20 protein-coding genes are annotated in these 20,592 nt (G+C 60.9%); 10 read left to right on the top strand and 10 right to left on the bottom strand.

Translation table 11 applies throughout. The annotated features are described in order from the left end of the window. Positions 1–98: 98 nt before the first annotated feature. The 4 genes from INQ47_RS05475 to purE form a co-directional block, all read right to left on the bottom strand. Positions 99–668, bottom strand: a complete 570-nt coding sequence (locus INQ47_RS05475) for a DUF3299 domain-containing protein (RefSeq protein ID WP_252461192.1) — start codon at positions 666–668, stop codon at positions 99–101. A gap of 12 nt (positions 669–680) precedes the next feature. Next, on the bottom strand, positions 681–926 hold the full coding sequence (locus INQ47_RS05470) for a GlsB/YeaQ/YmgE family stress response membrane protein (protein WP_225786796.1): 246 nt from the start codon (positions 924–926) through the stop codon (positions 681–683). 108 nt (positions 927–1,034) lie between these two features. Further along, entirely contained in the window at positions 1,035–2,117 is a 1,083-nt protein-coding gene (locus INQ47_RS05465) for a 5-(carboxyamino)imidazole ribonucleotide synthase (RefSeq protein WP_021785277.1), read from the bottom strand. 10 nt (positions 2,118–2,127) lie between these two features. Next, positions 2,128–2,619: a 5-(carboxyamino)imidazole ribonucleotide mutase gene (gene purE / locus INQ47_RS05460; protein ID WP_003253304.1), complete on the bottom strand. Its 492-nt coding sequence runs from the start codon at positions 2,617–2,619 to the stop codon at positions 2,128–2,130. Between the two features lie 268 nt (positions 2,620–2,887). Here purE and INQ47_RS05455 point away from each other — a divergent pair, with 268 nt between their 5' ends. Beyond that, positions 2,888–3,514 carry a zinc-dependent metalloprotease family protein gene (locus INQ47_RS05455; protein ID WP_404701290.1) on the top strand — a complete coding sequence of 209 codons (627 nt, stop codon included), beginning with the start codon at positions 2,888–2,890 and terminating at the stop codon, positions 3,512–3,514. On the opposite strand, the gene INQ47_RS05450 is transcribed toward INQ47_RS05455, so the two are convergent. Beyond that, positions 3,506–4,423, bottom strand: a complete 918-nt coding sequence (locus INQ47_RS05450; protein WP_252461195.1) for a LysR substrate-binding domain-containing protein — start codon at positions 4,421–4,423, stop codon at positions 3,506–3,508. The genes INQ47_RS05455 and INQ47_RS05450 overlap by 9 nt on opposite strands. Positions 4,424–4,605: 182 nt before the next feature. Between INQ47_RS05450 and aspA the strand changes: the two genes are divergently transcribed. The 4 genes from aspA (at position 4,606) to INQ47_RS05430 (ending at position 9,683) form a co-directional block, all read left to right on the top strand. Next, positions 4,606–6,030, top strand: a complete 1,425-nt coding sequence (gene aspA / locus INQ47_RS05445) for an aspartate ammonia-lyase (protein ID WP_028697462.1) — start codon at positions 4,606–4,608, stop codon at positions 6,028–6,030. 231 nt (positions 6,031–6,261) lie between these two features. After that, positions 6,262–7,254 (top strand): AraC family transcriptional regulator, encoded by a 993-nt coding sequence (locus tag INQ47_RS05440; RefSeq protein ID WP_252461196.1) that lies wholly within the window; start codon positions 6,262–6,264, stop codon positions 7,252–7,254. Between the two features lie 282 nt (positions 7,255–7,536). Beyond that, entirely contained in the window at positions 7,537–8,580 is a 1,044-nt protein-coding gene (locus INQ47_RS05435; RefSeq protein ID WP_021785282.1) for a histone deacetylase family protein, read from the top strand. Continuing rightward, a complete protein-coding gene (locus INQ47_RS05430; protein WP_252461198.1) occupies positions 8,580–9,683 on the top strand; it encodes an extracellular solute-binding protein in 1,104 nt (367 codons plus the stop codon). The genes INQ47_RS05435 and INQ47_RS05430 overlap by 1 nt, the downstream gene beginning before the upstream one ends. A gap of 31 nt (positions 9,684–9,714) precedes the next feature. Here INQ47_RS05430 and INQ47_RS05425 read toward each other — a convergent pair whose 3' ends face one another. Continuing rightward, positions 9,715–11,244: a PLP-dependent aminotransferase family protein gene (locus INQ47_RS05425; RefSeq protein ID WP_404701289.1), complete on the bottom strand. Its 1,530-nt coding sequence runs from the start codon at positions 11,242–11,244 to the stop codon at positions 9,715–9,717. An 89-nt stretch (positions 11,245–11,333) separates the two neighbouring features. Between INQ47_RS05425 and INQ47_RS05420 the strand changes: the two genes are divergently transcribed. Genes INQ47_RS05420 through INQ47_RS05410 form a run of 3 tightly spaced genes read left to right on the top strand, consistent with a single transcriptional unit; the run spans position 11,334 to position 13,101 of the window. Further along, complete coding sequence (locus INQ47_RS05420) at positions 11,334–11,963, top strand: FMN-binding negative transcriptional regulator (protein ID WP_404701288.1); 630 nt, start codon at positions 11,334–11,336, stop codon at positions 11,961–11,963. Positions 11,964–11,975: 12 nt separating this feature from the next. Next, positions 11,976–12,422: a GNAT family N-acetyltransferase gene (locus INQ47_RS05415; protein WP_404701287.1), complete on the top strand. Its 447-nt coding sequence runs from the start codon at positions 11,976–11,978 to the stop codon at positions 12,420–12,422. Between the two features lie 7 nt (positions 12,423–12,429). Then, entirely contained in the window at positions 12,430–13,101 is a 672-nt protein-coding gene (locus INQ47_RS05410; protein ID WP_404701286.1) for a GNAT family N-acetyltransferase, read from the top strand. A gap of 160 nt (positions 13,102–13,261) precedes the next feature. Here the strand turns inward: INQ47_RS05410 and oadA are convergent, their stop codons facing one another. Beyond that, complete coding sequence (oadA, locus tag INQ47_RS05405) at positions 13,262–15,070, bottom strand: sodium-extruding oxaloacetate decarboxylase subunit alpha (RefSeq protein ID WP_404701285.1); 1,809 nt, start codon at positions 15,068–15,070, stop codon at positions 13,262–13,264. 11 nt (positions 15,071–15,081) lie between these two features. Next, positions 15,082–16,497 carry an acetyl-CoA carboxylase biotin carboxylase subunit gene (locus INQ47_RS05400; RefSeq protein ID WP_003253279.1) on the bottom strand — a complete coding sequence of 472 codons (1,416 nt, stop codon included), beginning with the start codon at positions 16,495–16,497 and terminating at the stop codon, positions 15,082–15,084. A 189-nt stretch (positions 16,498–16,686) separates the two neighbouring features. Between INQ47_RS05400 and INQ47_RS05395 the strand changes: the two genes are divergently transcribed. Then, positions 16,687–17,649, top strand: a complete 963-nt coding sequence (locus INQ47_RS05395; RefSeq protein ID WP_289711642.1) for a LysR family transcriptional regulator — start codon at positions 16,687–16,689, stop codon at positions 17,647–17,649. Here the strand turns inward: INQ47_RS05395 and INQ47_RS05390 are convergent. Both INQ47_RS05390 and hexR read right to left on the bottom strand, forming a co-directional pair. Continuing rightward, complete coding sequence (locus INQ47_RS05390; RefSeq protein ID WP_061405728.1) at positions 17,591–17,809, bottom strand: PA3496 family putative envelope integrity protein; 219 nt, start codon at positions 17,807–17,809, stop codon at positions 17,591–17,593. The genes INQ47_RS05395 and INQ47_RS05390 overlap by 59 nt on opposite strands. Positions 17,810–18,019: 210 nt before the next feature. Next, entirely contained in the window at positions 18,020–18,886 is an 867-nt protein-coding gene (gene hexR / locus INQ47_RS05385) for a transcriptional regulator HexR (RefSeq protein ID WP_003253273.1), read from the bottom strand. Between the two features lie 103 nt (positions 18,887–18,989). On the opposite strand from hexR, the gene zwf reads away from it, so the two are divergent. Further along, on the top strand, positions 18,990–20,432 hold the full coding sequence (gene zwf / locus INQ47_RS05380) for a glucose-6-phosphate dehydrogenase (protein ID WP_404701284.1): 1,443 nt from the start codon (positions 18,990–18,992) through the stop codon (positions 20,430–20,432). Positions 20,433–20,592 lie beyond the last annotated feature (160 nt).

Raw genomic sequence — 20,592 nt, 5'->3', positions numbered from 1 at the left:
TCGCGGGTAAACCCGCTCCTACAGATACCCCGCGGCATGCAAGGCCTGTGGAGGTTCCGTAGGAGCGGGTTTACCCGCGAAGAGGCCAGCACAGCCATTCAAAGATCAGCATCCTCCACTACCCTCACCTTCCCCGCATCCAGCGCATAGGCCGCATCGGCCAGGTCATTGCTGACCTTTTCCACCTTCAGCTTGCCGCTGACCCACAGCGGGGTGTAGATGTCATCGATCTTCAACCCTTTCGGGTAGCGCACCAGTACCAACTGGTTGGGCGGCGGTGGCGGCACATGGATGCACGCACCCGGGTACGGCACCAGGAAGAACAACGTGCTGTTGCCCTTGGCGTCACTCTCCAGCGGTACCGGGTAGCCGCCCAGGCGGATATCCCTGTTGTTCATGGCCGCCACGGTCTTGGTCGAGTACATCACCGCCGGCAAACCCTTGCCCTGCTTGAGGCCGCCCTTGTCAGTGAAGGTGCCCATGGCTTCCGGCGAGTTGTGGTCGATTTCAGGCATTTGTTCGAGTGCCTTCTGGTCCGACTTGGGCATCAGCTCCAGCCAGTCGGTCTCGGGCAGTTCGGCATGGGCCAGGGTACTGGCCAACAGCAAGGGGACGAGGAAAAAGGCACGCATGAAAATGCTCGGCAACTCGAATGAATTGCCGAGCATTCTAACCAGTAATCAGCGTTTCTTGATGAATCCGTAGATCACCAGCAGCACCACGGCACCGACCAGCGCGCCAAAGAAGCCTGCCGCTTGCCCAGCCTGGTATATACCCAGCGCCTGGCCGCCATAGGTAGCCACCAAGGAGCCGGCAATACCCAGCAGGATGGTCATGATCCAGCCCATGCTGTCATCGCCCGGCTTGATGAAGCGGGCCAGCAGGCCGACGATGAGGCCGATGAAGATGGTTCCAATGATACCCATGGCAATCCCTCTGCAGTGAAGTTGGAACAAGCCAAAGCCTAGACGGGCTTCGGCTTGCTGCCATATTCAGAGGGCGTGCCGCTTGCAGAAGTTCGATTCGATGCCCGATCAGTTGCTGATCAGCGCCTCTACTTCGGCAATCTTGCGCTCGAGGGTGGCCATATCAGCGCAGCGCAGGGTGGCGTGTCCAACTTTGCGGCCAACCTTGAAGGCTTTGCCGTAGTGGTGCAGGTGGCAGTCCCCGATGGCGAGAACCTTGTCCACGGCCGGCACTTCACCGATGAAGTTGAGCATCGCGCTCTCGCCCACCTTGGCGGTCGAGCCCAGTGGCAGGCCGGCAACGGCACGCAGATGGTTCTCGAACTGGCTGCACTCGGCACCTTCGATGGTCCAGTGCCCGGAGTTGTGCACGCGCGGGGCGATTTCGTTGGCCTTCAAGCCACCATCAACTTCGAAGAACTCGAAGGCCATCACGCCAACGTAATCCAGCTTCTGCAACACGCGGCCGACGTAATCTTCGGCCAGCGCCTGCAGCGGGTGTGCCTGGCTGGCTACCGACAAGCGCAGGATGCCGCTCTCGTGGGTGTTGTGCACCAGCGGGTAGAAGCGGGTTTCGCCATCGCGGCCACGCACGGCCACCAGCGATACTTCGCCAGTGAACGGCACGAAGCCTTCCAGCAGGCATGGCACGCTGCCCAGCTCGGCGAAGGTACCCACCACGTCTTCTGGCGTGCGCAGCACCTTCTGGCCCTTGCCGTCGTAACCCAGGGTGCGGGTTTTCAGCACGGCCGGCAGGCCGATGCTGGCCACTGCGGCATCCAGATCTGCCTGCGAGAGGATGTCGGCAAAGGCCGGGGTGGGAATGCCCAGGTCGCGGAACATGCTCTTTTCGAACAGGCGGTCACGGGCGATGCGCAGCGATTCGGCGCTGGGGTACACCGGCACGAACTGCGAGAGGAAGGCGACGGTCTCGGCCGGGACGCTTTCGAACTCGAAGGTGACCAGGTCGACTTCGTCGGCCAGCTGACGCAGGTGGTCCTGGTCGCCGTAGTCGGCACGCAGGTGCTCGCCCAGGGGCGCAGCACAGGCGTCCGGTGCCGGGTCGAGGAAGGCGAAGTTCATGCCCAGCGGGGTACCCGCCAAGGCCAGCATGCGGCCCAGCTGGCCGCCACCGATTACACCGATCTTCATGGGTTTAGCCTCAAGCCTGGCGCGGGTCTGGGTTGTCCAGCACGGTGTCGGTCTGTTCCGTGCGGAACTGCTTCAACGCCGCGTGGTACTGCGGGTACTTGGCGCCCAGAATGCTGGCCGACAACAGGGCAGCGTTGACCGCACCGGCACGGCCGATGGCCAGGGTGGCAACCGGCACACCGGCAGGCATCTGCACGATCGATAGCAGCGAATCGACGCCCGACAGCATCGACGACTGCACCGGCACGCCCAGCACCGGCAAGTGGGTTTTGGCGGCGCACATGCCTGGCAGGTGGGCTGCGCCACCGGCACCGGCGATGATCACCTCGATGCCACGGCCCTCAGCCTCCTCGGCATACTGGAACAGCAGATCCGGGGTGCGGTGGGCGGAAACCACCTTCACTTCGTAGGGAATGCCGAGTTTTTCCAGCATATCGGCGGTGTGGCTAAGGGTGGACCAATCGGACTTGGAGCCCATGATCACGCCAACCAGTGCACTCATCGTCGAGCCTCTCCTGCAAGCGCCTTCTGGCGCGCTAAAAGCAACAAGCCACGCAGGTGGGCCGGCGTGGCTTGTCATACGGATTCTGAATCGACCAGTCGGCCGAAGGCGCGGGATTGTAACGTATTTAAAGGCTGGCCGCCCACCCCTACAAGCACATGCCGGATCAAAGGGCAAGCTGTCTCGTGGGACAACTTTTTCCTGCTGCCTCGGGGTCGACGAGTGCTGCACGCTCGCAGCCCTTCCTCGAGCACTTTGGTACGTCTACATGAAAACTCCATGCTTCTTCGCACTTTCGTTTGGTCTGGCACTCAGCATGCAATTGCCTAGTGCTTCGGCAGCCCAAGCGCTCACCGTCACCGTCTATGTGCACGACGACCTGGCCGATATGCACGACGGGCAATTGAACGAAGACTTCTTCCAGCATTGGCTGAACGAAATGCGCAGTTTCAGCCAACATCCCATTGAAGTGATATTTCAACGCAATATAAAACACATAACCGATATTGCTTATGCAGGAATGCCGTCCGAAAAGCTCCTGGATGCTTTCAGCCGGCAGGTGTATGCACAAAAGCGACACCGACTCTACTCTCTCATGGATAAACATCTCCTGCTCACCCGCAACAGCTACGATCATCGCGGCCTGAACTACAACGCCGGCTTGGCCTATTTAAAGCAGAAAACGGCCATTGCCTCTGTGGCCGGATACGGTGCTGCAGCTCATGAAATTGGCCATCTGCTAGGCGCCACCCATGAAGACGCCGAACTGAAGTTCAATGGTTGGGTGTGTGAAACGTACACGCACCCCCGTGTACCGGCACGGTCCAACTGCTACCGCTACAGCGACAGGAATCGTGCAAATATCACTGATTACCTGAAGGAGAATTCAAAGTGACGCTTCACCTTGTGCTCCAGACGACTCCAGCTTGCGCCATAGCAAGCGGACGTTAGCCTTACGCACCAGCGCGCAGCGGTACAGGCGGATTTCCAGCGGCACATGCCATTGGCTACCGCCGCAGATCGCCAGTTCACCGCGTTCGAGCTCGCCACGCATGGACAGGCGCGGCACCCAGGCGATGCCCATCCCTTCCAGGGCCATGCTCTTGAGGCTGTCGGCCATGGCGGTTTCATAGACGGTGGTATACCGCAGGTTGCGCTGGCGCAGCAGTAAGTTGACCGAGCGGCCGAGGAATGCGCCGGCGGTATAGGCCAACAATGGCACGCTGCCCTCGCCTTCCAGGTCGAACAACGGCTTGCCATCGGCATCCACGGCGCACACCGGCAGCATTTCAGTGTTGCCCATGTGCAGTGACGGGAAGATTTCGGCATCCATCTGCAAGGCCGCGTCCGGATCGTAGAACGCCAGCATCAGGTCGCAGCCGCCCTCGCGCAGTGCATGTACGGCATCTCCGACGTTGGTCGCAACAAGGCGGGTGGCGATGTTCAAACCGTCGTTGCGCAACTGGGCCACCCAACGGGGGAAGAAGCCCGACGCCAAGGAGTGTGCCGCAGCGACTTGCACCACTTCGCCCTGCCCGCCTTCAAGATGATGCAAATGGCGGAGAATTTCGCTCAACTGGTCGACAACAGTACGCGCCGTGACGAGAAATAGCTGCCCGGCCTCGGTCAGCTCGATGGGTGTGCGAGAGCGGTTAACCAGTTGCAGGCCCAACGCCGCCTCAAGGCTGCGAATGCGCCGGCTGAAGGCCGGTTGGGTAACGAAACGCCGCTCTGCCGCCTGGGAAAAACTGCGGGTAGCGGCCAGAGCGCTGAAGTCTTCCAGCCATTTGCTTTCAAGGTTCACAAAGCACATCTCCCGGCGTGCACCAAAATGGAACACGCTCGAATATCAATTGGCGTCACATGAAACACTATGCCGTTTGTGCATAGGTTAGCGTGCAATAGCATTGGCCGCAAAAACACCTTCAGGCCTAGGATTGGCGCCATTCCGGCATGTGCCGGGTCAAAATCGAGATGATATACATCATGTCCTCTGCTGCATCGTTCCGCGTCGAAAAAGACTTGTTGGGTACCCTTGAAGTTCCTGCAGATGCCTACTACGGCATCCAGACCCTGCGCGCTGCCAACAACTTCCACCTCTCCGGTGTTCCGCTGTCGCACTACCCGAAGCTGGTCGTGGCCCTGGCCATGGTCAAGCAGGCCGCTGCCGACGCCAACCGTGAGCTGGGTCACCTGAGCGATGCCAAGCACGCTGCCATTTCCGCAGCCTGTGCCCGCCTGATCAAAGGCGATTACCACGACCAGTTCGTAGTTGACATGATCCAAGGCGGCGCTGGTACTTCTACCAACATGAACGCCAACGAAGTCATTGCCAACGTTGCGCTGGAGGCCATGGGCCACCAGAAGGGTGAGTACCAGTACCTGCACCCGAACAACGACGTGAACATGGCGCAGTCGACCAACGACGCCTACCCGACCGCAATCCGCCTGGGCCTGTTGCTGGGTCACGACGCGCTGCTGGCCAGCCTTGATAGCCTGATCCAGGCCTTTGCTGCCAAGGGTAAAGAATTCGACCACGTACTGAAGATGGGCCGTACCCAGCTGCAGGACGCCGTACCAATGACCCTGGGCCAGGAATTCCGCGCCTTCGCCACCACCATGAACGAAGACCTGCAGCGCCTGCGCTCGCTGGCTCCGGAACTGCTGACCGAAATCAACCTGGGTGGTACCGCCATCGGTACTGGCATCAACGCCGACCCTGGCTACCAGGCCTTGGCCGTACAGCGCCTGGCTACCATCAGCGGCCATCCGCTGGTACCGGCTGCCGACCTGATCGAAGCCACCTCCGACATGGGCGCTTTCGTGCTGTTCTCCGGCATGCTCAAGCGCACAGCGGTCAAGCTGTCGAAGATCTGCAACGACCTGCGCCTGCTGTCCAGCGGCCCGCGTACCGGCATCAACGAGATCAACCTGCCGGCGCGTCAGCCAGGCAGCTCGATCATGCCAGGCAAGGTCAACCCGGTTATTCCAGAGGCTGTAAACCAGGTGGCCTTCGCCATCATGGGCAACGACCTGGCCCTGACCGTCGCCGCCGAAGGTGGCCAACTGCAGCTGAACGTGATGGAGCCGCTGATCGCCTACAAGATCTTCGACTCGATCCGCCTGCTGCAACGCGCCATGGACATGCTGCGCGAGCACTGCATCGTCGGCATCACCGCCAACGAACAGCGCTGCCGCGAACTGGTCGAGCACTCGATCGGCCTGGTTACCGCACTGAACCCGTACATCGGCTACGAAAACGCCACCCGTATCGCCCGCGTTGCCCTGGAAAGTGGCCGCGGCGTACTGGAACTGGTGCGCGAAGAGAAGCTGCTGGACGACGCGATGCTCGACGACATCCTGCGTCCGGAAAACATGATCGCTCCACGTCTGGTTCCGCTGAAGGCGTAATCAGGCCGCTGTAAACAGTCTCACCAGGTCGAGGGACTAGACACCTCTCAACCTTTCCAAGGCCCGAGCGCTTGCTTCGGGCCTTTTTTTTGCCTGAAGGTTTTGGGGGCCGCTTTTGCGGGCCTTAGCGACACCAGACCGCGCCTGCAGAGTATGTGGTTTACCTGCAGCCCCGGATATCGGCACACAACTTGCTCCATAATGCGTCCCAGCCCCACGGGATTACCCAGCATGCTGCACAGCCACCTGACCACCCTCAACGCAGTTTCGCTGATTCTCAACGTCTTCCAGGCAGACGGTTGCGAGGCTTCAGCGCTGCTGGCCGGCAGCGGCATTGGCCCGGCAGACCTGGGGCATGCCGATGCGCGCATCACCACCCAGCAGGAGTTGCAGGTTTGCGCCAATGCCGTGGCCCGGCGCAAGGACATTGGCCTGGAACTGGGCCAGCGCATGCATGTGTCGTGCTACGGCATGCTCGGTTACGCACTGCTCTCCAGTGCCACTTTGGGTGACGCATTACGCCTGGCGCTGCAGTATCCGGCACTGCTGGGAACAGTCTTCAAGCTGCGCTTGCTCGACGACGGCCAACGTGTCTGGTTCAGCGCCAGCGATTACCAGGACAGCCCGGCGCTGAGCGCTTTCAACGCCGAGTTCTGCCTGGTGTCGCTGAAAGTCATCTGCGACGACCTGCTTGGCCGTCCGTTGCCGCTGCTTGGCGCACGCTTTGAGCACCCTCGCCCTGGTTACCACGCGCTCTATGCCGGAGCGTTTCAATGCCCGATCGGTTTCGCCGCCGAGGACAATGCCTTTGCCTTCGAACGACGATGGCTGGATATGCCGCTGCCGCTGGCCGACCCGATTACTCACAAAGCCATGAGTGAGCGCTGCCGGCGCCTGAACCTTGAATTCACCGGTCGCCAGGCATGGCTGGGACGGATTCGCCAGCTGCTGGCGCAGCAACTGGACGCAGCCCCCGGGCTGGAAGGGCTTGCGCGGCAGATGAACTGCTCGTCGCGCACCCTGCGCCGGCATTTGCAGGCGCTGGGCTGCAGTTATCAACAACTGCTGGACGAGCTGAGATTCGAGCGGGCCAAGCAGTTGCTGACTGATGAGCAGATGCCCATTTACCGGATTGCCGAGACACTGGGGTTCAGTGAGACGGCCAGCTTCCGGCACGCCTTCCAGCGGTGGAGTGGCGTGGCGCCCAGCCATTTTCGTGGTTGACCTGTCCTGGCCTCTTCGCGGGTAAACCCGCTCCTACAGGGGCGCCCTGGTGGCCATTGTAGGAGCGGGTTCACCCGCGAAAGGGCCGGGCCTGCCGGCCAATGTCCAAAGGCCGTTTACCGTTGCCGCCGCTGCCTTACCCGCGACGAGGCTGGGATAGGTCACCGCCCATCTGGCCATAGACCTTGGCCATATCGATCCCCTTTTGGCCGTTTGCGTCGTTCTCCCCTACTGATCAGCCCGTGACAATGGACCCACGCCAGTCCCAACCGGAGAACAACAATGCTGACGATCTATTCCGATGACCACCGCCTGCACCACGGCCGCTGCGAGCTGATCGATGGCAAGCTGATGCCCTGTTTCGAAATGCCTTCGCGCGCCGACCATGTGCTCGACCAGGTGAAAAAACGCGACCTCGGCGATATCCAGGGCCCCACCGATTTCGGCCGTGCGCCGTTGCTGCGCATCCACAGCGCCGACTACCTGAATTTCTTCGAAGGCGCCTGGGCCCGCTGGGCTGCACTGGGCCACGAGGGTGACCTGCTGCCCTTCACCTGGCCGGCCCGCACACTGCGCCAGGTCAAACCGACCGGCCTGCATGGCGAACTGGGTTACTACAGCTTTGATGCCGGCGCTCCCATCACCGCGGGTACCTGGCAGGCGGCCTATAGTGCTGCACAAGTTGCCCTGACCGCCCAGGCAGCGATTGAGCAAGGCGCCCATGCGGCGTTCGCCCTGTGCCGTCCGCCAGGACACCACGCTGCCGGTGAAGTAATGGGCGGCTACTGCTACCTGAATAACGCCGCCATCGCCGCCCAGGCCTTCCTCGACCAAGGCCGAAGCAAGGTCGCCATCCTTGACGTCGACTACCACCACGGCAACGGCACCCAAGACATCTTCTACAGCCGCGACGACGTGTTCTTCGCTTCGATCCACGGCGACCCGCAGGACGAATTCCCGTTCTTCCTAGGCTATGCCGATGAAACCGGCGAAGGCGCAGGCCAGGGCTACAACATCAACTACCCCTTGCCGGCCGGTAGCGACTGGGCCGCCTGGAGCGCAGCCCTGGAAGATGCCTGCAAGCGCATCGCCAGCTATGACGCCGACGTGCTGGTCATCTCCCTGGGTGTGGACACCTTCAAGGACGACCCCATCTCGCAATTCAAGCTGGACAGCCCGGACTATCTGGAAATGGGCAAGCGCATCGGCCAACTCGGCAAGCCGACCCTGTTCGTGATGGAAGGCGGCTACGCTGTGGAAGAAATCGGCATCAACGCGGTCAATGTGCTGGAAGGCTTCCAGCGCGCCCAGCCAGGAGCCCGATAATGGTCCGACTCAAACGTCTGCTCGCCCCGCTCATCGCTGCCACCCTGTTCGCGGGCGCGCTACACGCACAAGCCGAGCAGCGTACCCTGCGTGTATACAACTGGTTCGATTACATCACCCCGCAGACCTTGACTGCGTTCCAGAAGGACAGTGGCGTCAAGCTGGTGTACGACATCTTCGACACCAACGAGGCGCTGGAGGCCAAGCTGCTAACCGGCAACTCCGGTTATGACGTGGTAGTGCCGTCCAACGTGTTCCTCGCCAAACAGATCGAAGCCGGGGTGTTCCAGCCGCTGGATCGCAACAAGCTGCCAAACTGGAAACACCTGGACCCGGCGCTGATGAAGCTGATCGAAGCCAATGACCCGGGCAACAAGTTTGCCGTGCCGTATATGTACGGCACCGTGCTGATCGGCTTCAACCCGGCCAAGGTCAAGGCTGCACTCGGCGACAACGCGCCGGTGGACAGCTGGGACCTGATTTTCAAGGAAGAGAACATCGCCAAGCTCAAGCAGTGCGGCGTGGCCCTGCTCGACTCGCCGTCGGAGATTCTACCGGTGGCCCTGCAGTACCTGGGCTTGCCGCCGAACAGCGACAAACCGGCCGACTACAAGAAGGCCGAGGCGCTGATGCTGAAGATTCGTCCGCATATCACGTACTTCCACTCCTCGAAGTACATGGCAGATATCGCCAATGGCGACATCTGCGTGGCGGTGGGCTACAGCGGCAGCTTCTCGCAGGCTGCCAACCGCGCCCGCGAGGCGAACAACGGCGTGGTGGTGGACATGCGCCTGCCCAAGGAAGGCGCGCCGATCTGGTTCGACATGCTGGCAATTCCAAAGGGCGCAGCCAACCCGGAGGATGCGCATACGTTCATCAACTACCTGCTGCGGCCAGAGGTCATTGCGCCGATCAGCGACTTCGTTGGGTATCCGAACCCGAACAAGGATGCGACCGACAAGGTGAATCCGACGATTCGCAACAACCCCAACCTGTATCCGACGGCAGAGGCGATGGCCAAGCTGTATACCCTCAAGCCTTTGACACGAAACGCCGAACGGGCCAGGACCCGCGCCTGGACGCGGATAAAGTCCGGTACCTGATATTGAACCTGGGGCTGCTTTGCAGCCCCATTCATTTTCTCCAGACTTTGCGTAGTTTCATCAAGGCCTCGGCTATCTCGCCCTCCGGCACCGCAGCAAAGCCCAACACCAGCCCTGCCCGTTTATCCACAGGCTCCTCGCTGTCCGCCAACCAGAAATTGCTCAGTGGCGTCACCTCCACCCCCACCGACTCGGCCTTGGCCACCAGCTCCTGTTCCCGAGCAAAGTTATCCACATCGACCTTCACATGCAGCCCAGCCGCCACTTCCAGCATTGCGCCCAACCCCGGAATATCCACAGGCCAACCGGCCATGAGCACATCGCGCCGCTTCAACGCCGCCTTGCGCATGCGGCGGATATGCCGCTGAAAATGGCCTCGCGCCATGAACTCGGCCATCACGCACTGGCTGCTGACCTCCGAATGCCGTACCGCCAACGCTTTGCCCTGGCTGAACGCCTGCACCAGACTTGGTGGTAGCACCAGGTAGCCCAGACGCAACGCCGGGAAGGCTATCTTGCCGAAAGTACCGACATACAGCACCCGCCCGTGCCGGTCGAGCGCCGCCAGCGGCGCCAGCGGGGCACCGCTGTAGCGATACTCGCCGTCGTAGTCGTCCTCGATGATCCAGCCGCCACTGCGTTCAGCCCAGGCCAGCAATGCCAGGCGGCGCGCAAGGCTCATGGTCACCCCGGTCGGGTATTGGTGCGCAGGCGTGACATAGGTCAGCCGACAATCCGTCAACTGTTCGAGCCGGTCGCAGTCCAGCCCGTCTTCATCCACAGGTACGCCAACCACCCGCCCCCCCGCAAGCGTGAAGGCATGCGCGGCCGCCCGATAGCCTGGGTTTTCCACAGCCACACCGTCGCCCGATTGCAGCAGCAACTGTGCACAAAGGCTGATGGCCTGCTGCGCACCGCTTGTGATCACAATTTGTTCAGCTGTGCAGTTCAGCCCCCGCGAGCGGCGTAAATAGGCCGCAATCAGATCACGCAAAGCCGGTTCACCTGCCGGGTCACCATAGCCCAGTTGCGCAGGGGACGGGTTGCGCCAGAAACCCGCCTGTAGCTTGGCCCATACGTCAAACGGGAACAGGTCGAATGCCGGAATGCCGACTCGAAATGCACGCGGCGCGCCACTTCTGGGAGGTGGCAAATGGTTGCATTTCAGGCGCTGCAGAGGCTCACGGAAAAGTCTTTCGCTGGATAAATCCTCAGTATTTTCTTCAGGAAATGTGGATAAACCTGTTGATAAGCATAGGGATAACCCTGTGGATACTTCTGTGGACAGTTTGGGCAGTAGGCTAACGTAAGTGCCATCGCCGACCCGACTTTCGATGAAGCCCTCGGCATACAGCTGATCATAGGCGCGCACCACGCTGTTGCGTGAAAGCGCCAACATGGCAGCCAGGTCGCGCGTGGCCGGCAGCCGCGTACCACTGCTCAGACGCCCATCCAGTACCCGCGCTCGCAACGCCTGATACAGCTGCTGGCTAAGCCCGCGGCGGCGATCAAGGGCGATCCCGGCAGGGTCGAAAGGCAGTATGAGGGGGGACTCACTCATGGTATTGGACCTATAAAAACAGGCAGAAATGGCTCTTACATAGAACCAATAGCCTGCCTAGGATGGAGCCATTCGACAAGGATCCCGCCATGTACACCAGTAAGCCCCACCAGGAACACGACCTCACCCGCCTGCACCAGCACATGCTAGACACCCGCCTGGCCGTTCTGATCAGCCAAGGCGAGCAGGGCCTTCTGGCCACGCACCTGCCGGTGCTGGTCGATACCGCCGAGGGCGTTTACGGCACTGTGTATGCTCACCTGGCCCGGGCCAACCGCCAATGGCAAGACCTGCAGCAAGGCGCAGACGCGCTGCTGGTATTCCCCGGCGCCGATGCTTATGTCAGCCCCAGCTATTACCCAAGCAAGGCCGATAACCCCAGGGTGGTGCCTACCTGGAACTACCTGGCGGTGCACGCTTATGGCTCGGCCGAAGTCATCCATGAGGCCGAGCCGCTACTGGCTATCGTAAGCCGCCTGACCGACCGCCACGAACAGGGTCGCAGCGAACCATGGAAAGTCACCGACGCACCTGCCGACTACATCGAGGGCATGCTGCGCGCCATCGTCGGCATCCGCCTGCCCATTGCGCGCCTTCAAGGTGCACGCAAGCTCAGCCAGAACCGCTCCGGGCAAGACGTCGCTGGCGTGCGCGAAGGCCTGACCGCCAGCCCCGATCAACTGGACAAACAACTCGCGGCGCACATGCGCCAAGCCTGAAGGAATAGCCCCATGACCAGCGTTACTCTGCGCCCTGTCACTGCCCAGGATCACGCCGCCTGGCACGCCCTGTGGCAGGCCTACTTGCACTTCTACGAGACCAAGCTGGCCGATGCCGTCAGCCTGAGCAGTTGGCAACGCCTGCTCGACCCCAACGAGCCAACCCATTCGGCACTGGCCTGGGTCGACGGCAAGGCGGTGGGGATGGTCAACTTCATCTACCATCGTTCCAACTGGAGCATCGAGAATTCCTGCTACCTGCAGGACCTGTATGTGGACAGCACGCAACGTGGCCTGGGTATTGGTCGACAACTGATCGAGTACGTCTTCACCACTGCCAAGGCCGACAACTGCATCAAGGTGCACTGGCTGACCCACGAAACCAACGCCACTGCCATCAGCCTGTACCAGCAGGTTGCAGAGCGCTCGGGTTTCATCCAATTCCGCAAAGGCTTGTAGGTTGAACATGACAGACGCATTGAACTGGAAACCCGCCGCCACCCCCAAGGCCGAGCCAATTGAAGGCCGCTTCATCCGCCTGGAGAAGCTCGATCCAGGGCGCCATGGCGAAGACCTCTGGGAGGTGCTGCAGGGCCCTGCCTCCGATCCAGTGCTGTGGGACTACCTGCCCTACGGCCCGTTCGCCGAACGTGCCGCCTTTGACCGCTGGCTGGAAGGCAATGCTGCTGGCCGCGACCCGCTTTTCTATACCGTCATCGACCGCGCCAGTGGCCAGGCCCAAGGCATTCTCAGCCTGATGTCGATCGTGCCTGACCACGGCCGAATAGAGATCGGGCACATCGCCTTCGGCGCCGCCATGCAGCGCACGCCCAAGGGTACCGAGGCGGTGTATCTGCTGGGCAAGCTGGGCTTCGAGCTGGGTAATCGACGACTGGAGTGGAAGTGCAATAACGCCAATGCCCGCTCCAAACGCGCGGCAGAACGATTCGGCTTCGTCTACGAAGGGGTGTTCCGCAAGCACCTGGTGGTCAAGGACCATAATCGCGATACGGCTTGGTACTCGATTACCGATGATGAATGGCCGGCGGTAGCTGCCGGGTTTGAGCGATGGCTGAGCGAGGAGAACCAGCAGCCGAGTGGCCAGGTGGATAGCCTTGAGGTGTGCCGCAAAGGTTGAACGGTGTGCTGAATCAGCTGGCCTTTTCGCGGATGAACCCGCTCCTGCGGGGGAAGCGCGTCATGAGGTGGACTACCCGCGAAGAGGCTAGTGAATCCGGCACAAAAAAAGGGGAGCATCCGCTCCCCAGAGGTTAACCACTTGTAGATGAGGGCTTAAATCAGCCCTCGATCTCGATCAGGATCTCACCCGGCGTCACGCGATCACCCTTGGCCACATGGATGGCCACGATCTTGCCGGCGATGGCTGCCTGCACTTCGGTTTCCATCTTCATGGCTTCGGTGATCAAGACCGCCTGGCCGGCCTTGACCATGTCACCTTCCTTGACCAGCACATCAACGATGTTCCCTGGCATGGTGGTGCTTACGTGGCCAGGGTCAGTAGCTTGTTTGCGCTTGCTACCGCCACCGCTGACGAACTCGTTGAGCGGCTCGAATACCACTTCTTCCGGCATGCCGTCGATCGACAGGTAGAAGTGACGCTTGCCCTCGGCCTTAACGCCCACACCGGTGATGTCGACGCGGTAGGTTTCGCCGTGAACGTCGATGACGAACTCGGTCGGCACGCCTTCACCACCTGGGGCAGCCACGGCACCGGCTTCCGGAATCGGCAACAGAACTTCAGGCGTCAGCGTGCCAGCTTCGCGTTCTTCAAGGAACTTGCGGCCAATGTCCGGGAACATGGCGAAGGTGAGCACGTCTTCTTCGCAACGGGCCAGGGCACCGATGTCGCTACGCAACTTGGCCATTTCCGGCTTCAGCAGGTCAGCCGGGCGCACATCGATCACTTCTTCGCTGCCGATAGCCTGGCGACGCAGTTGTTCGTTGACCACACCCGGGGCCTTGCCATAACCACCTTGCAGGTACAGCTTCACCTCATTGGTGATGGTCTTGTAGCGCTCACCCGCCAGCACGTTGAAGAACGCCTGGGTGCCGACGATCTGCGAGGTCGGGGTGACCAGCGGCGGGAAGCCGAGGTCTTCACGCACACGCGGGATCTCGGCCAGCACTTCGTTCATGCGGTTGAGGGCGCCCTGCTCCTTGAGCTGGTTGGCCAGGTTGGAAATCATGCCGCCCGGTACCTGGTTGACCTGCACGCGGGTGTCCACCGTTGTGAACTCGCTTTCGAACTGGTGGTACTTCTTGCGCACGGCGTAGAAGTACAAGCCGATTTCCTGCAGAAGCTCCAGGTCCAGGCCGGTATCGAACTCGCTGCCCTTGAGTGCAGCAACCATCGACTCGGTACCCGGATGGCTGGTGCCCCAGGCGAAGCTGGAGATGGCGGTGTCGATGTGGTCGGCGCCATTTTCCACAGCCTTGAGCTGGCACATGGCAGCCAGGCCGGCGGTATCGTGGGAGTGGATGAACACCGGCAGCGACTGTTCAGCCTTCAGCGCCTTGACCAGCTCGCCAGTGGCGAACGGGGTCAGCAGGCCAGCCATGTCCTTGATCGCCACCGAGTCGCAACCCATGGCTTCCATCTGCTTGGCCTGCTTCACGAAGGCTTCGATGGTGTGTACCGGGCTGGTGGTGTAAGCGATGGTGCCCTGGGCGTGCTTGCCGGCAGCCTTGACCGCTTCGATGGCCACGCGCAGGTTACGCACGTCGTTCATGGCGTCGAAAATGCGGAAAACATCGATGCCGTTGACCGCAGCCTTGGCGACGAAGGCCTTGACCACATCGTCGCTGTAGTGGCGGTAGCCCAGCAGGTTCTGACCGCGCAGCAGCATTTGCAGGCGGGTGTTTGGCAGCGCTGCGCGCAGCTTGCGCAGGCGCTCCCACGGGTCTTCCTTGAGGAAGCGCACGCAGGCGTCGAAGGTGGCACCACCCCAGACTTCCAGCGACCAGTAGCCAACCTTGTCGAGCTTGTCGCAGATCGGCAGCATGTCTTCGGTACGCATGCGGGTGGCCAGCAGGGACTGGTGAGCGTCGCGCAGGATCGTGTCGGTTACGTGAATTTTCTTGGACATTATGGGATTCCTCACAGGCCTGCGTGGGCGGCGATGGCGGCAGCGATGGCCAGGGCCAGCTCTTCGGGTTTGCGCTTGATCGAGTAATTGGTCAATTCAGGGTGGCTTTCGACGAAGCTGGTATTGAACTGGCCACTACGGAATTCCGGATTGCGCAGGATTTCCTGGTAGTACGCGGCGGTGGTCTTCACCCCTTGCACGCGCATGTCGTCCAGGGCCCGCAGGCCGCGGTCCATGGCTTCTTCCCAGGTCAACGCCCACACCACCAGCTTCAGGCACATGGAGTCGTAGAACGGCGGAATGGTATAGCCGGTATAGATCGCCGTGTCGGTACGCACGCCTGGGCCGCCGGGGGCGTAATAACGGGTGATCTTGCCGAAGCTGGGCAGGAAGTTGTTTTTCGGGTCTTCAGCATTGATACGGAACTGCAAGGCGTAGCCACGGTGCTGAATATCTTCCTGCTTGACCGACAGTGGCAGCCCCGAGGCAATGCGGATCTGCTCACGAACGATGTCGATCCCGGTGATTTCCTCGGTGATGGTGTGTTCCACCTGCACTCGGGTGTTCATTTCCATGAAGTACACCTCGCCATCGGCGAGCAGGAACTCCACAGTACCGGCGTTCTCGTAATTCACTGCTTTGGCCGCACGCACCGCCAGGTCGCCGATGTAGGCACGCTGTTCGGGAGTGAGCTGTGGGCTCGGGGCAATTTCGATGAGCTTCTGGTTACGGCGCTGAATAGAGCAGTCGCGCTCGAACAGGTGCACTACGTTGCCGAAGCTGTCACCGAGAATTTGCGCCTCGATGTGCTTTGGGTTGACGATGCACTTCTCCAGGAACACTTCGGCAGAACCAAAGGCCTTGGTCGCCTCGGAAATGACCCGCGGGAAGTTCTGTTCCAGTTCTTCACGGCTATTGCAACGGCGAATGCCGCGGCCGCCACCACCGGAGGTGGCCTTGAGCATCACCGGATAACCGATGCGGTCACCTTCGCTCAGGGCTTCATGAATATCGGCAACGTTGCCTTCGGTGCCAGGGGTTACCGGCACACCGGCGGCAATCATGGTGCGGCGCGCTTCGGTCTTGTCGCCCATACGGCGGATCACGTCGGCGGCCGGGCCAATGAACTTGATCCCGCGCTCGGCGCAAATCTCTGCCAGTTCGGCGTTTTCCGAAAGGAAACCATAGCCCGGGTGCAGGGCATCACAGCCGGTTTCCACAGCCAGGTTCACCAGCTTGCGCGGGTTCAGGTAACCGGCCAGCGGCTCGGCACCGATGCTGTGGGCTTCGTCAGCGCGCTTGACGTGCAAGGCATGCCGATCGGCGTCGGAAAAGATCGCGACCGAGCGAATGCCCATCTCGGCGCAAGCACGCACGATCCGAACTGCGATTTCACCTCGGTTGGCGATCAGGATTTTTTTTATCACTGGAGTCTTCCCAAAGCCGTAGGAACAGTCGAGCCGGTTCTACCGGTCGGCGCGTGACCAGACGTTGCTGGCCAGTCGCGTATTCACCCTAGCGCTGTAGGTCGATAAACAAAAATCAATATTTGTTAGAGGCTGTATTAGTAAAAGCTTATAGTTGGGTAACAGGGTGTTGCCGAAGAGCCGATTAAAATGCGTAAGTCCTTGATGCGTATGACATTGCGTCAACTCCAGATCTTCAATGAGGTGTGCGATTTGCGCTCGTACAGCCGTGCTGCGGAGGAGATGGCGCTGACGCAACCCGCCGTTAGTCTACAGATTCGCCAGCTTGAAGAGCTGATCGGCCAGCCACTGTTCGAGTACGTGGGCAAGAAGCTCTACCTGACCGAGGCGGCCGAGGCCCTTCAGCGCGCCAGCCACGATATCTTCGGACGCCTGGAAAGCCTGGACATGCAGCTGTCTGACATGCAGGGCTCATTGCAGGGTCAGTTGAAACTGGCGATCGAGTCCAGTGCCAAGTACTTCGTGCCACACCTGTTCGCCGCCTTCAAGCAGCGTCACCCGGAGGTCAACCTGACCCTGACGGTAGTCAACCGTGCCCAAGCCATCCGCCGCCTTTCCGATAACCGCGACGACCTGATCATCATGTCGATGGTGCCGCAAGACATGGGCCTGGAGTTTCTGCCGTTCCTCAACAACCCGATCGTTGCGGTTGCCCCGCCGCAGCACCCGCTGTGCAAGCTGGAGCAGTTGCGCATGCAGGACCTGGAGCCTCATACCCTGTTAGTCCGCGAGCAGGGTTCGGGAACACGCAAGGCGTGCGAAGAGTACTTCAAGGACAAGCGCGTGCATTTCGCCCAGACGCTTGAGGTAGCCTCGGCCGATGCCCAGCGCGAATGCGTGATCGCCGGCTTGGGGATCGCCCTGCTGACCCGTCACGCAGTCAACCTGGAACTGGCCACCGGTGTGCTGAAGGAATTACCGGTCGAGGAACTGCCGCTGTACCGTAGCTGGTGCGTGGTGCAGGCCAAGGCCAAGCGGCAGTCGCCGGTGGCCTTGGCGTTCCTGGCATTCATACGCGGCGAACGTGCGTTGATCAGCGCGCTTGTTGAACGTTTTTCGGGGAAGTTGCCGCCGATGACTGCCATACCGTGAGTGCTTGCAGCTCAGGGTAGTCCGCCAGGTCGCGGAGCAGTTGACGTTGGTCGCAATAGCTTTCGATCGCGCGGCGGTATTCCATGCGGCGCTGATCCTTTTCCTGTTGCTTGCGAGCCTTGGCGTTAGGTTGGTACGTACCGTCGAAGTCACGAGCCATTGCCTGTCTCCCAGATAGGATGCGGGAGTTTCAGACTGGCCTTGATGGTTTACCGTTTTGCGGTGGAATGGTGACAGAATCGTGAATTTTCACTGCCTGTACCGGCCTCTTCGCGGGCTTGCCGCTCCCACAGGAATTGCACCGATTTATAGAGGTGCACAGTACCTGTGGGAGCGGGCAAGCCCGCGAGGAGGCCAGTACAGGTTGAATTCAGTCGTCTGTAGCCTTGATCGACTTGGGCGACAGACGCAGGCTGCGCAAGCTGCGCTTCACGCTCTTCAGGTGGTTGACCAGACTAGGCCCGCGCGCCATGGCAACGCCCATGGCCAGCACGTCGATCACCACCAGGTGGGCAATACGCGAGGTCAGAGGGGTGTAGATCTCGGTGTCCTCATGCACGTCGATCGCCAGGTTGACCGTTGACAGCTCGGCCAGCGGCGTCTGGCTGGGGCACAGGGTAATCAGGTTGGCGCCGCTCTCACGCACCAGGTTGGCAGTGATCAGCAGGTCCTTGGAACGGCCCGACTGGGAAATACACACCGCCACATCACCGGGTTTCAGGGTAACCGCCGACATCGCTTGCATGTGCGGGTCGGAATACGCTGCCGCGCTGAGCAGCAGGCGGAAGAACTTGTGCTGGGCATCGGCTGCAACCGCACCGGACGCGCCAAAGCCATAAAACTCTACCCGCTGCGCCTGGGCCATGGCGCTCACTGCTTGTTGCAGCGCCTGCGGATCAAGGTGCTCGCGCACTTCCATCAGGGTGTGCAGGGTGGTGTCGAAAATCTTCAGACTGTAGTCGGCGACCGAGTCATCTTCGTGGATGGCGAACTGACCGAAACTGGCCCCTGCAGCCAGGCTTTGTGCCAGCTTCAGCTTCAGGTCCTGGAAGCCCGAGCAGCCAATGGCCCGGCAGAAACGCACAATGGTCGGCTCACTGATACCCACGCTGTGCGCCAAGTCGGCCATGGAGCTGTGCATGACGGCAGCCGGGTCGAGCAGCACGTGGTCGGCCACTTTCAGTTCCGATTTGCGCAGCAGATGGCGCGATTGGGCGATATGTTGCAACAGATTCACAGGCTGGACTCGGTTATGATCGGCTTGCCGGGTTGTAGCTTTCTTGTAGTTATACTACATGGACGCCAACCCGCCCAGTTAAACGAACGTGGAGAGTGGTGGTTTGACTATTCCTTGCGACATTCTGGTCTTCGGCGGCACCGGTGATCTGGCCCTGCACAAATTGCTTCCGGCGCTCTACCACCTGTTTCGCGAGGCCCGTCTGAACCCAGCCGTGCGGGTCATCGCACTGGCCAGGCGCAACCTGCCACGCATCGACTATCTGAAGCTCGCCGAACGCCATTGTCGGGCGCAGATTGCCCGCAACGACTTCGACGAAGAGGTGTGGCAGCGGTTTTCTGCACGGGTCGACTACTTCCCGATGGATGCTTCACAGAGCGCCGATTTTGGCCGCCTGGCACGCTACCTGGGCGAACCCGGTGGGCTGAGCCGCATCTTCTACCTGGCCACCGCCCCCAACCTGTTCGTGCCTATTGCCAACCACCTGCGCATTGCCGGACTGGCCGACACCGAAGCGCGTATCGTGCTGGAAAAACCGATCGGCCATTCGCAGGAATCCGCCACTGCCATCAATGAAGCGATTGGCACGGTGTTCGAAGAAAGCCAGGTGTTCCGCATCGACCACTACCTGGGCAAGGAAACCGTGCAGAACCTGATGGCCCTGCGTTTTGCCAATGCCCTGCTGGAGCCGGTGTGGCGCAACAACCAGGTCGACCATGTCCAGATCAGCGTTTGCGAGACGCTGGGCGTAGAAAACCGCGGTGCCTACTACGATCGCGCCGGGGCTATTCGCGACATGCTGCAGAACCATCTTCTGCAACTGCTGTGCCTGGTGGCCATGGAGCCACCCGCGCAGTTCGAGGCCGAAGCGGTACGCGACGAAAAGGTGAAAATCCTGCGCGCCCTCAAGCCGATCACTGGCCAGGATGTGCAGGACAAGACAGTACGCGGCCAATATGGCGCCGGGCGTATCGGCGGCCAGGAAGTGCCGGCCTACTACTTTGAAAAGGATGTCGACAACGACAGCGATACCGAGACTTTCGTGGCCATCGAGGCGCACATCGACAACTGGCGCTGGGCGGGCGTGCCTTTCTATCTGCGCACCGGCAAACGCATGGCGCGGCGCGCTTCGCAGATCGTCATCCAGTTCAAGCCGGTGCCTCACGAACTGTTCAGCGGCGGCCAGGTCAACCAGCTACTGATACAGCTGCAACCGGACGAACGTATCAGCCTGCGCATGATGACCAAGAGCCCAGGCAAGGGCATGCGCCTGGAGCCCGTGGAGCTGGACCTTAATCTGGCCCAGGTGTTCAGCCAGACTCGCCGCTGGGAAGCCTACGAGCGCTTGCTGCTGGATGTGCTCGAAGGTGATTCGACACTGTTCATGCGCCGCGATGAAGTGGAGGCAGCCTGGGCCTGGGTAGATCCAATCATCAAGGGCTGTGAAGAACACTTCCAGGCACCCCGCCCCTACCCGGCTGGCAGCTTTGGGCCCGAGCAAGCCAACAGCCTGCTCGCCAGGCATGGCAGGCACTGGCATGGCTGAATTACCTGCGCGCTGACGCTACCTTCAATCTGAAACAGACGCAGATAAAGTTCAAAGGGGCGAAGTCCTTTGCCTTGAAGGCCATTGACTGACCATGCGTCAGCCAGCTTGCGCAGGCCGTAAGCTGACCCCGGACCGATGAGCGGGATGCAGCCAGGTG

Origin of the sequence: Pseudomonas sp. 3HC3, from assembly GCF_044904505.1 — a bacterium.
GTDB classification, from domain to species: domain Bacteria; phylum Pseudomonadota; class Gammaproteobacteria; order Pseudomonadales; family Pseudomonadaceae; genus Aquipseudomonas; species Aquipseudomonas putida_Y.
The sequence above is the reverse complement of the archived record's forward strand: the minus strand, read 5'-3'. Positions and strand labels throughout refer to the sequence as shown.

What these genes read in the sequence shown, in the direction of transcription:
- INQ47_RS05475 (WP_252461192.1), bottom strand. Translation starts at nt 668, where the DNA reads ATGCTCGGCAATTCATTCGAGTTGCCGAGCATTTTCATGCGTGCCTTT.
- INQ47_RS05470 (WP_225786796.1), bottom strand. Translation starts at nt 926, where the DNA reads ATGGGTATCATTGGAACCATCTTCATCGGCCTCATCGTCGGCCTGCTG.
- INQ47_RS05465 (WP_021785277.1), bottom strand. Translation starts at nt 2,117, where the DNA reads ATGAAGATCGGTGTAATCGGTGGCGGCCAGCTGGGCCGCATGCTGGCC.
- purE (WP_003253304.1), bottom strand. Translation starts at nt 2,619, where the DNA reads ATGAGTGCACTGGTTGGCGTGATCATGGGCTCCAAGTCCGATTGGTCC.
- INQ47_RS05455 (WP_404701290.1), top strand. Translation starts at nt 2,888, where the DNA reads ATGAAAACTCCATGCTTCTTCGCACTTTCGTTTGGTCTGGCACTCAGC.
- aspA (WP_028697462.1), top strand. Translation starts at nt 4,606, where the DNA reads ATGTCCTCTGCTGCATCGTTCCGCGTCGAAAAAGACTTGTTGGGTACC.
- INQ47_RS05440 (WP_252461196.1), top strand. Translation starts at nt 6,262, where the DNA reads ATGCTGCACAGCCACCTGACCACCCTCAACGCAGTTTCGCTGATTCTC.
- INQ47_RS05435 (WP_021785282.1), top strand. Translation starts at nt 7,537, where the DNA reads ATGCTGACGATCTATTCCGATGACCACCGCCTGCACCACGGCCGCTGC.
- INQ47_RS05430 (WP_252461198.1), top strand. Translation starts at nt 8,580, where the DNA reads ATGGTCCGACTCAAACGTCTGCTCGCCCCGCTCATCGCTGCCACCCTG.
- INQ47_RS05425 (WP_404701289.1), bottom strand. Translation starts at nt 11,244, where the DNA reads ATGAGTGAGTCCCCCCTCATACTGCCTTTCGACCCTGCCGGGATCGCC.
- INQ47_RS05420 (WP_404701288.1), top strand. Translation starts at nt 11,334, where the DNA reads ATGTACACCAGTAAGCCCCACCAGGAACACGACCTCACCCGCCTGCAC.
- INQ47_RS05415 (WP_404701287.1), top strand. Translation starts at nt 11,976, where the DNA reads ATGACCAGCGTTACTCTGCGCCCTGTCACTGCCCAGGATCACGCCGCC.
- INQ47_RS05410 (WP_404701286.1), top strand. Translation starts at nt 12,430, where the DNA reads ATGACAGACGCATTGAACTGGAAACCCGCCGCCACCCCCAAGGCCGAG.
- oadA (WP_404701285.1), bottom strand. Translation starts at nt 15,070, where the DNA reads ATGTCCAAGAAAATTCACGTAACCGACACGATCCTGCGCGACGCTCAC.
- INQ47_RS05395 (WP_289711642.1), top strand. Translation starts at nt 16,687, where the DNA reads ATGCGTAAGTCCTTGATGCGTATGACATTGCGTCAACTCCAGATCTTC.
- INQ47_RS05390 (WP_061405728.1), bottom strand. Translation starts at nt 17,809, where the DNA reads ATGGCTCGTGACTTCGACGGTACGTACCAACCTAACGCCAAGGCTCGC.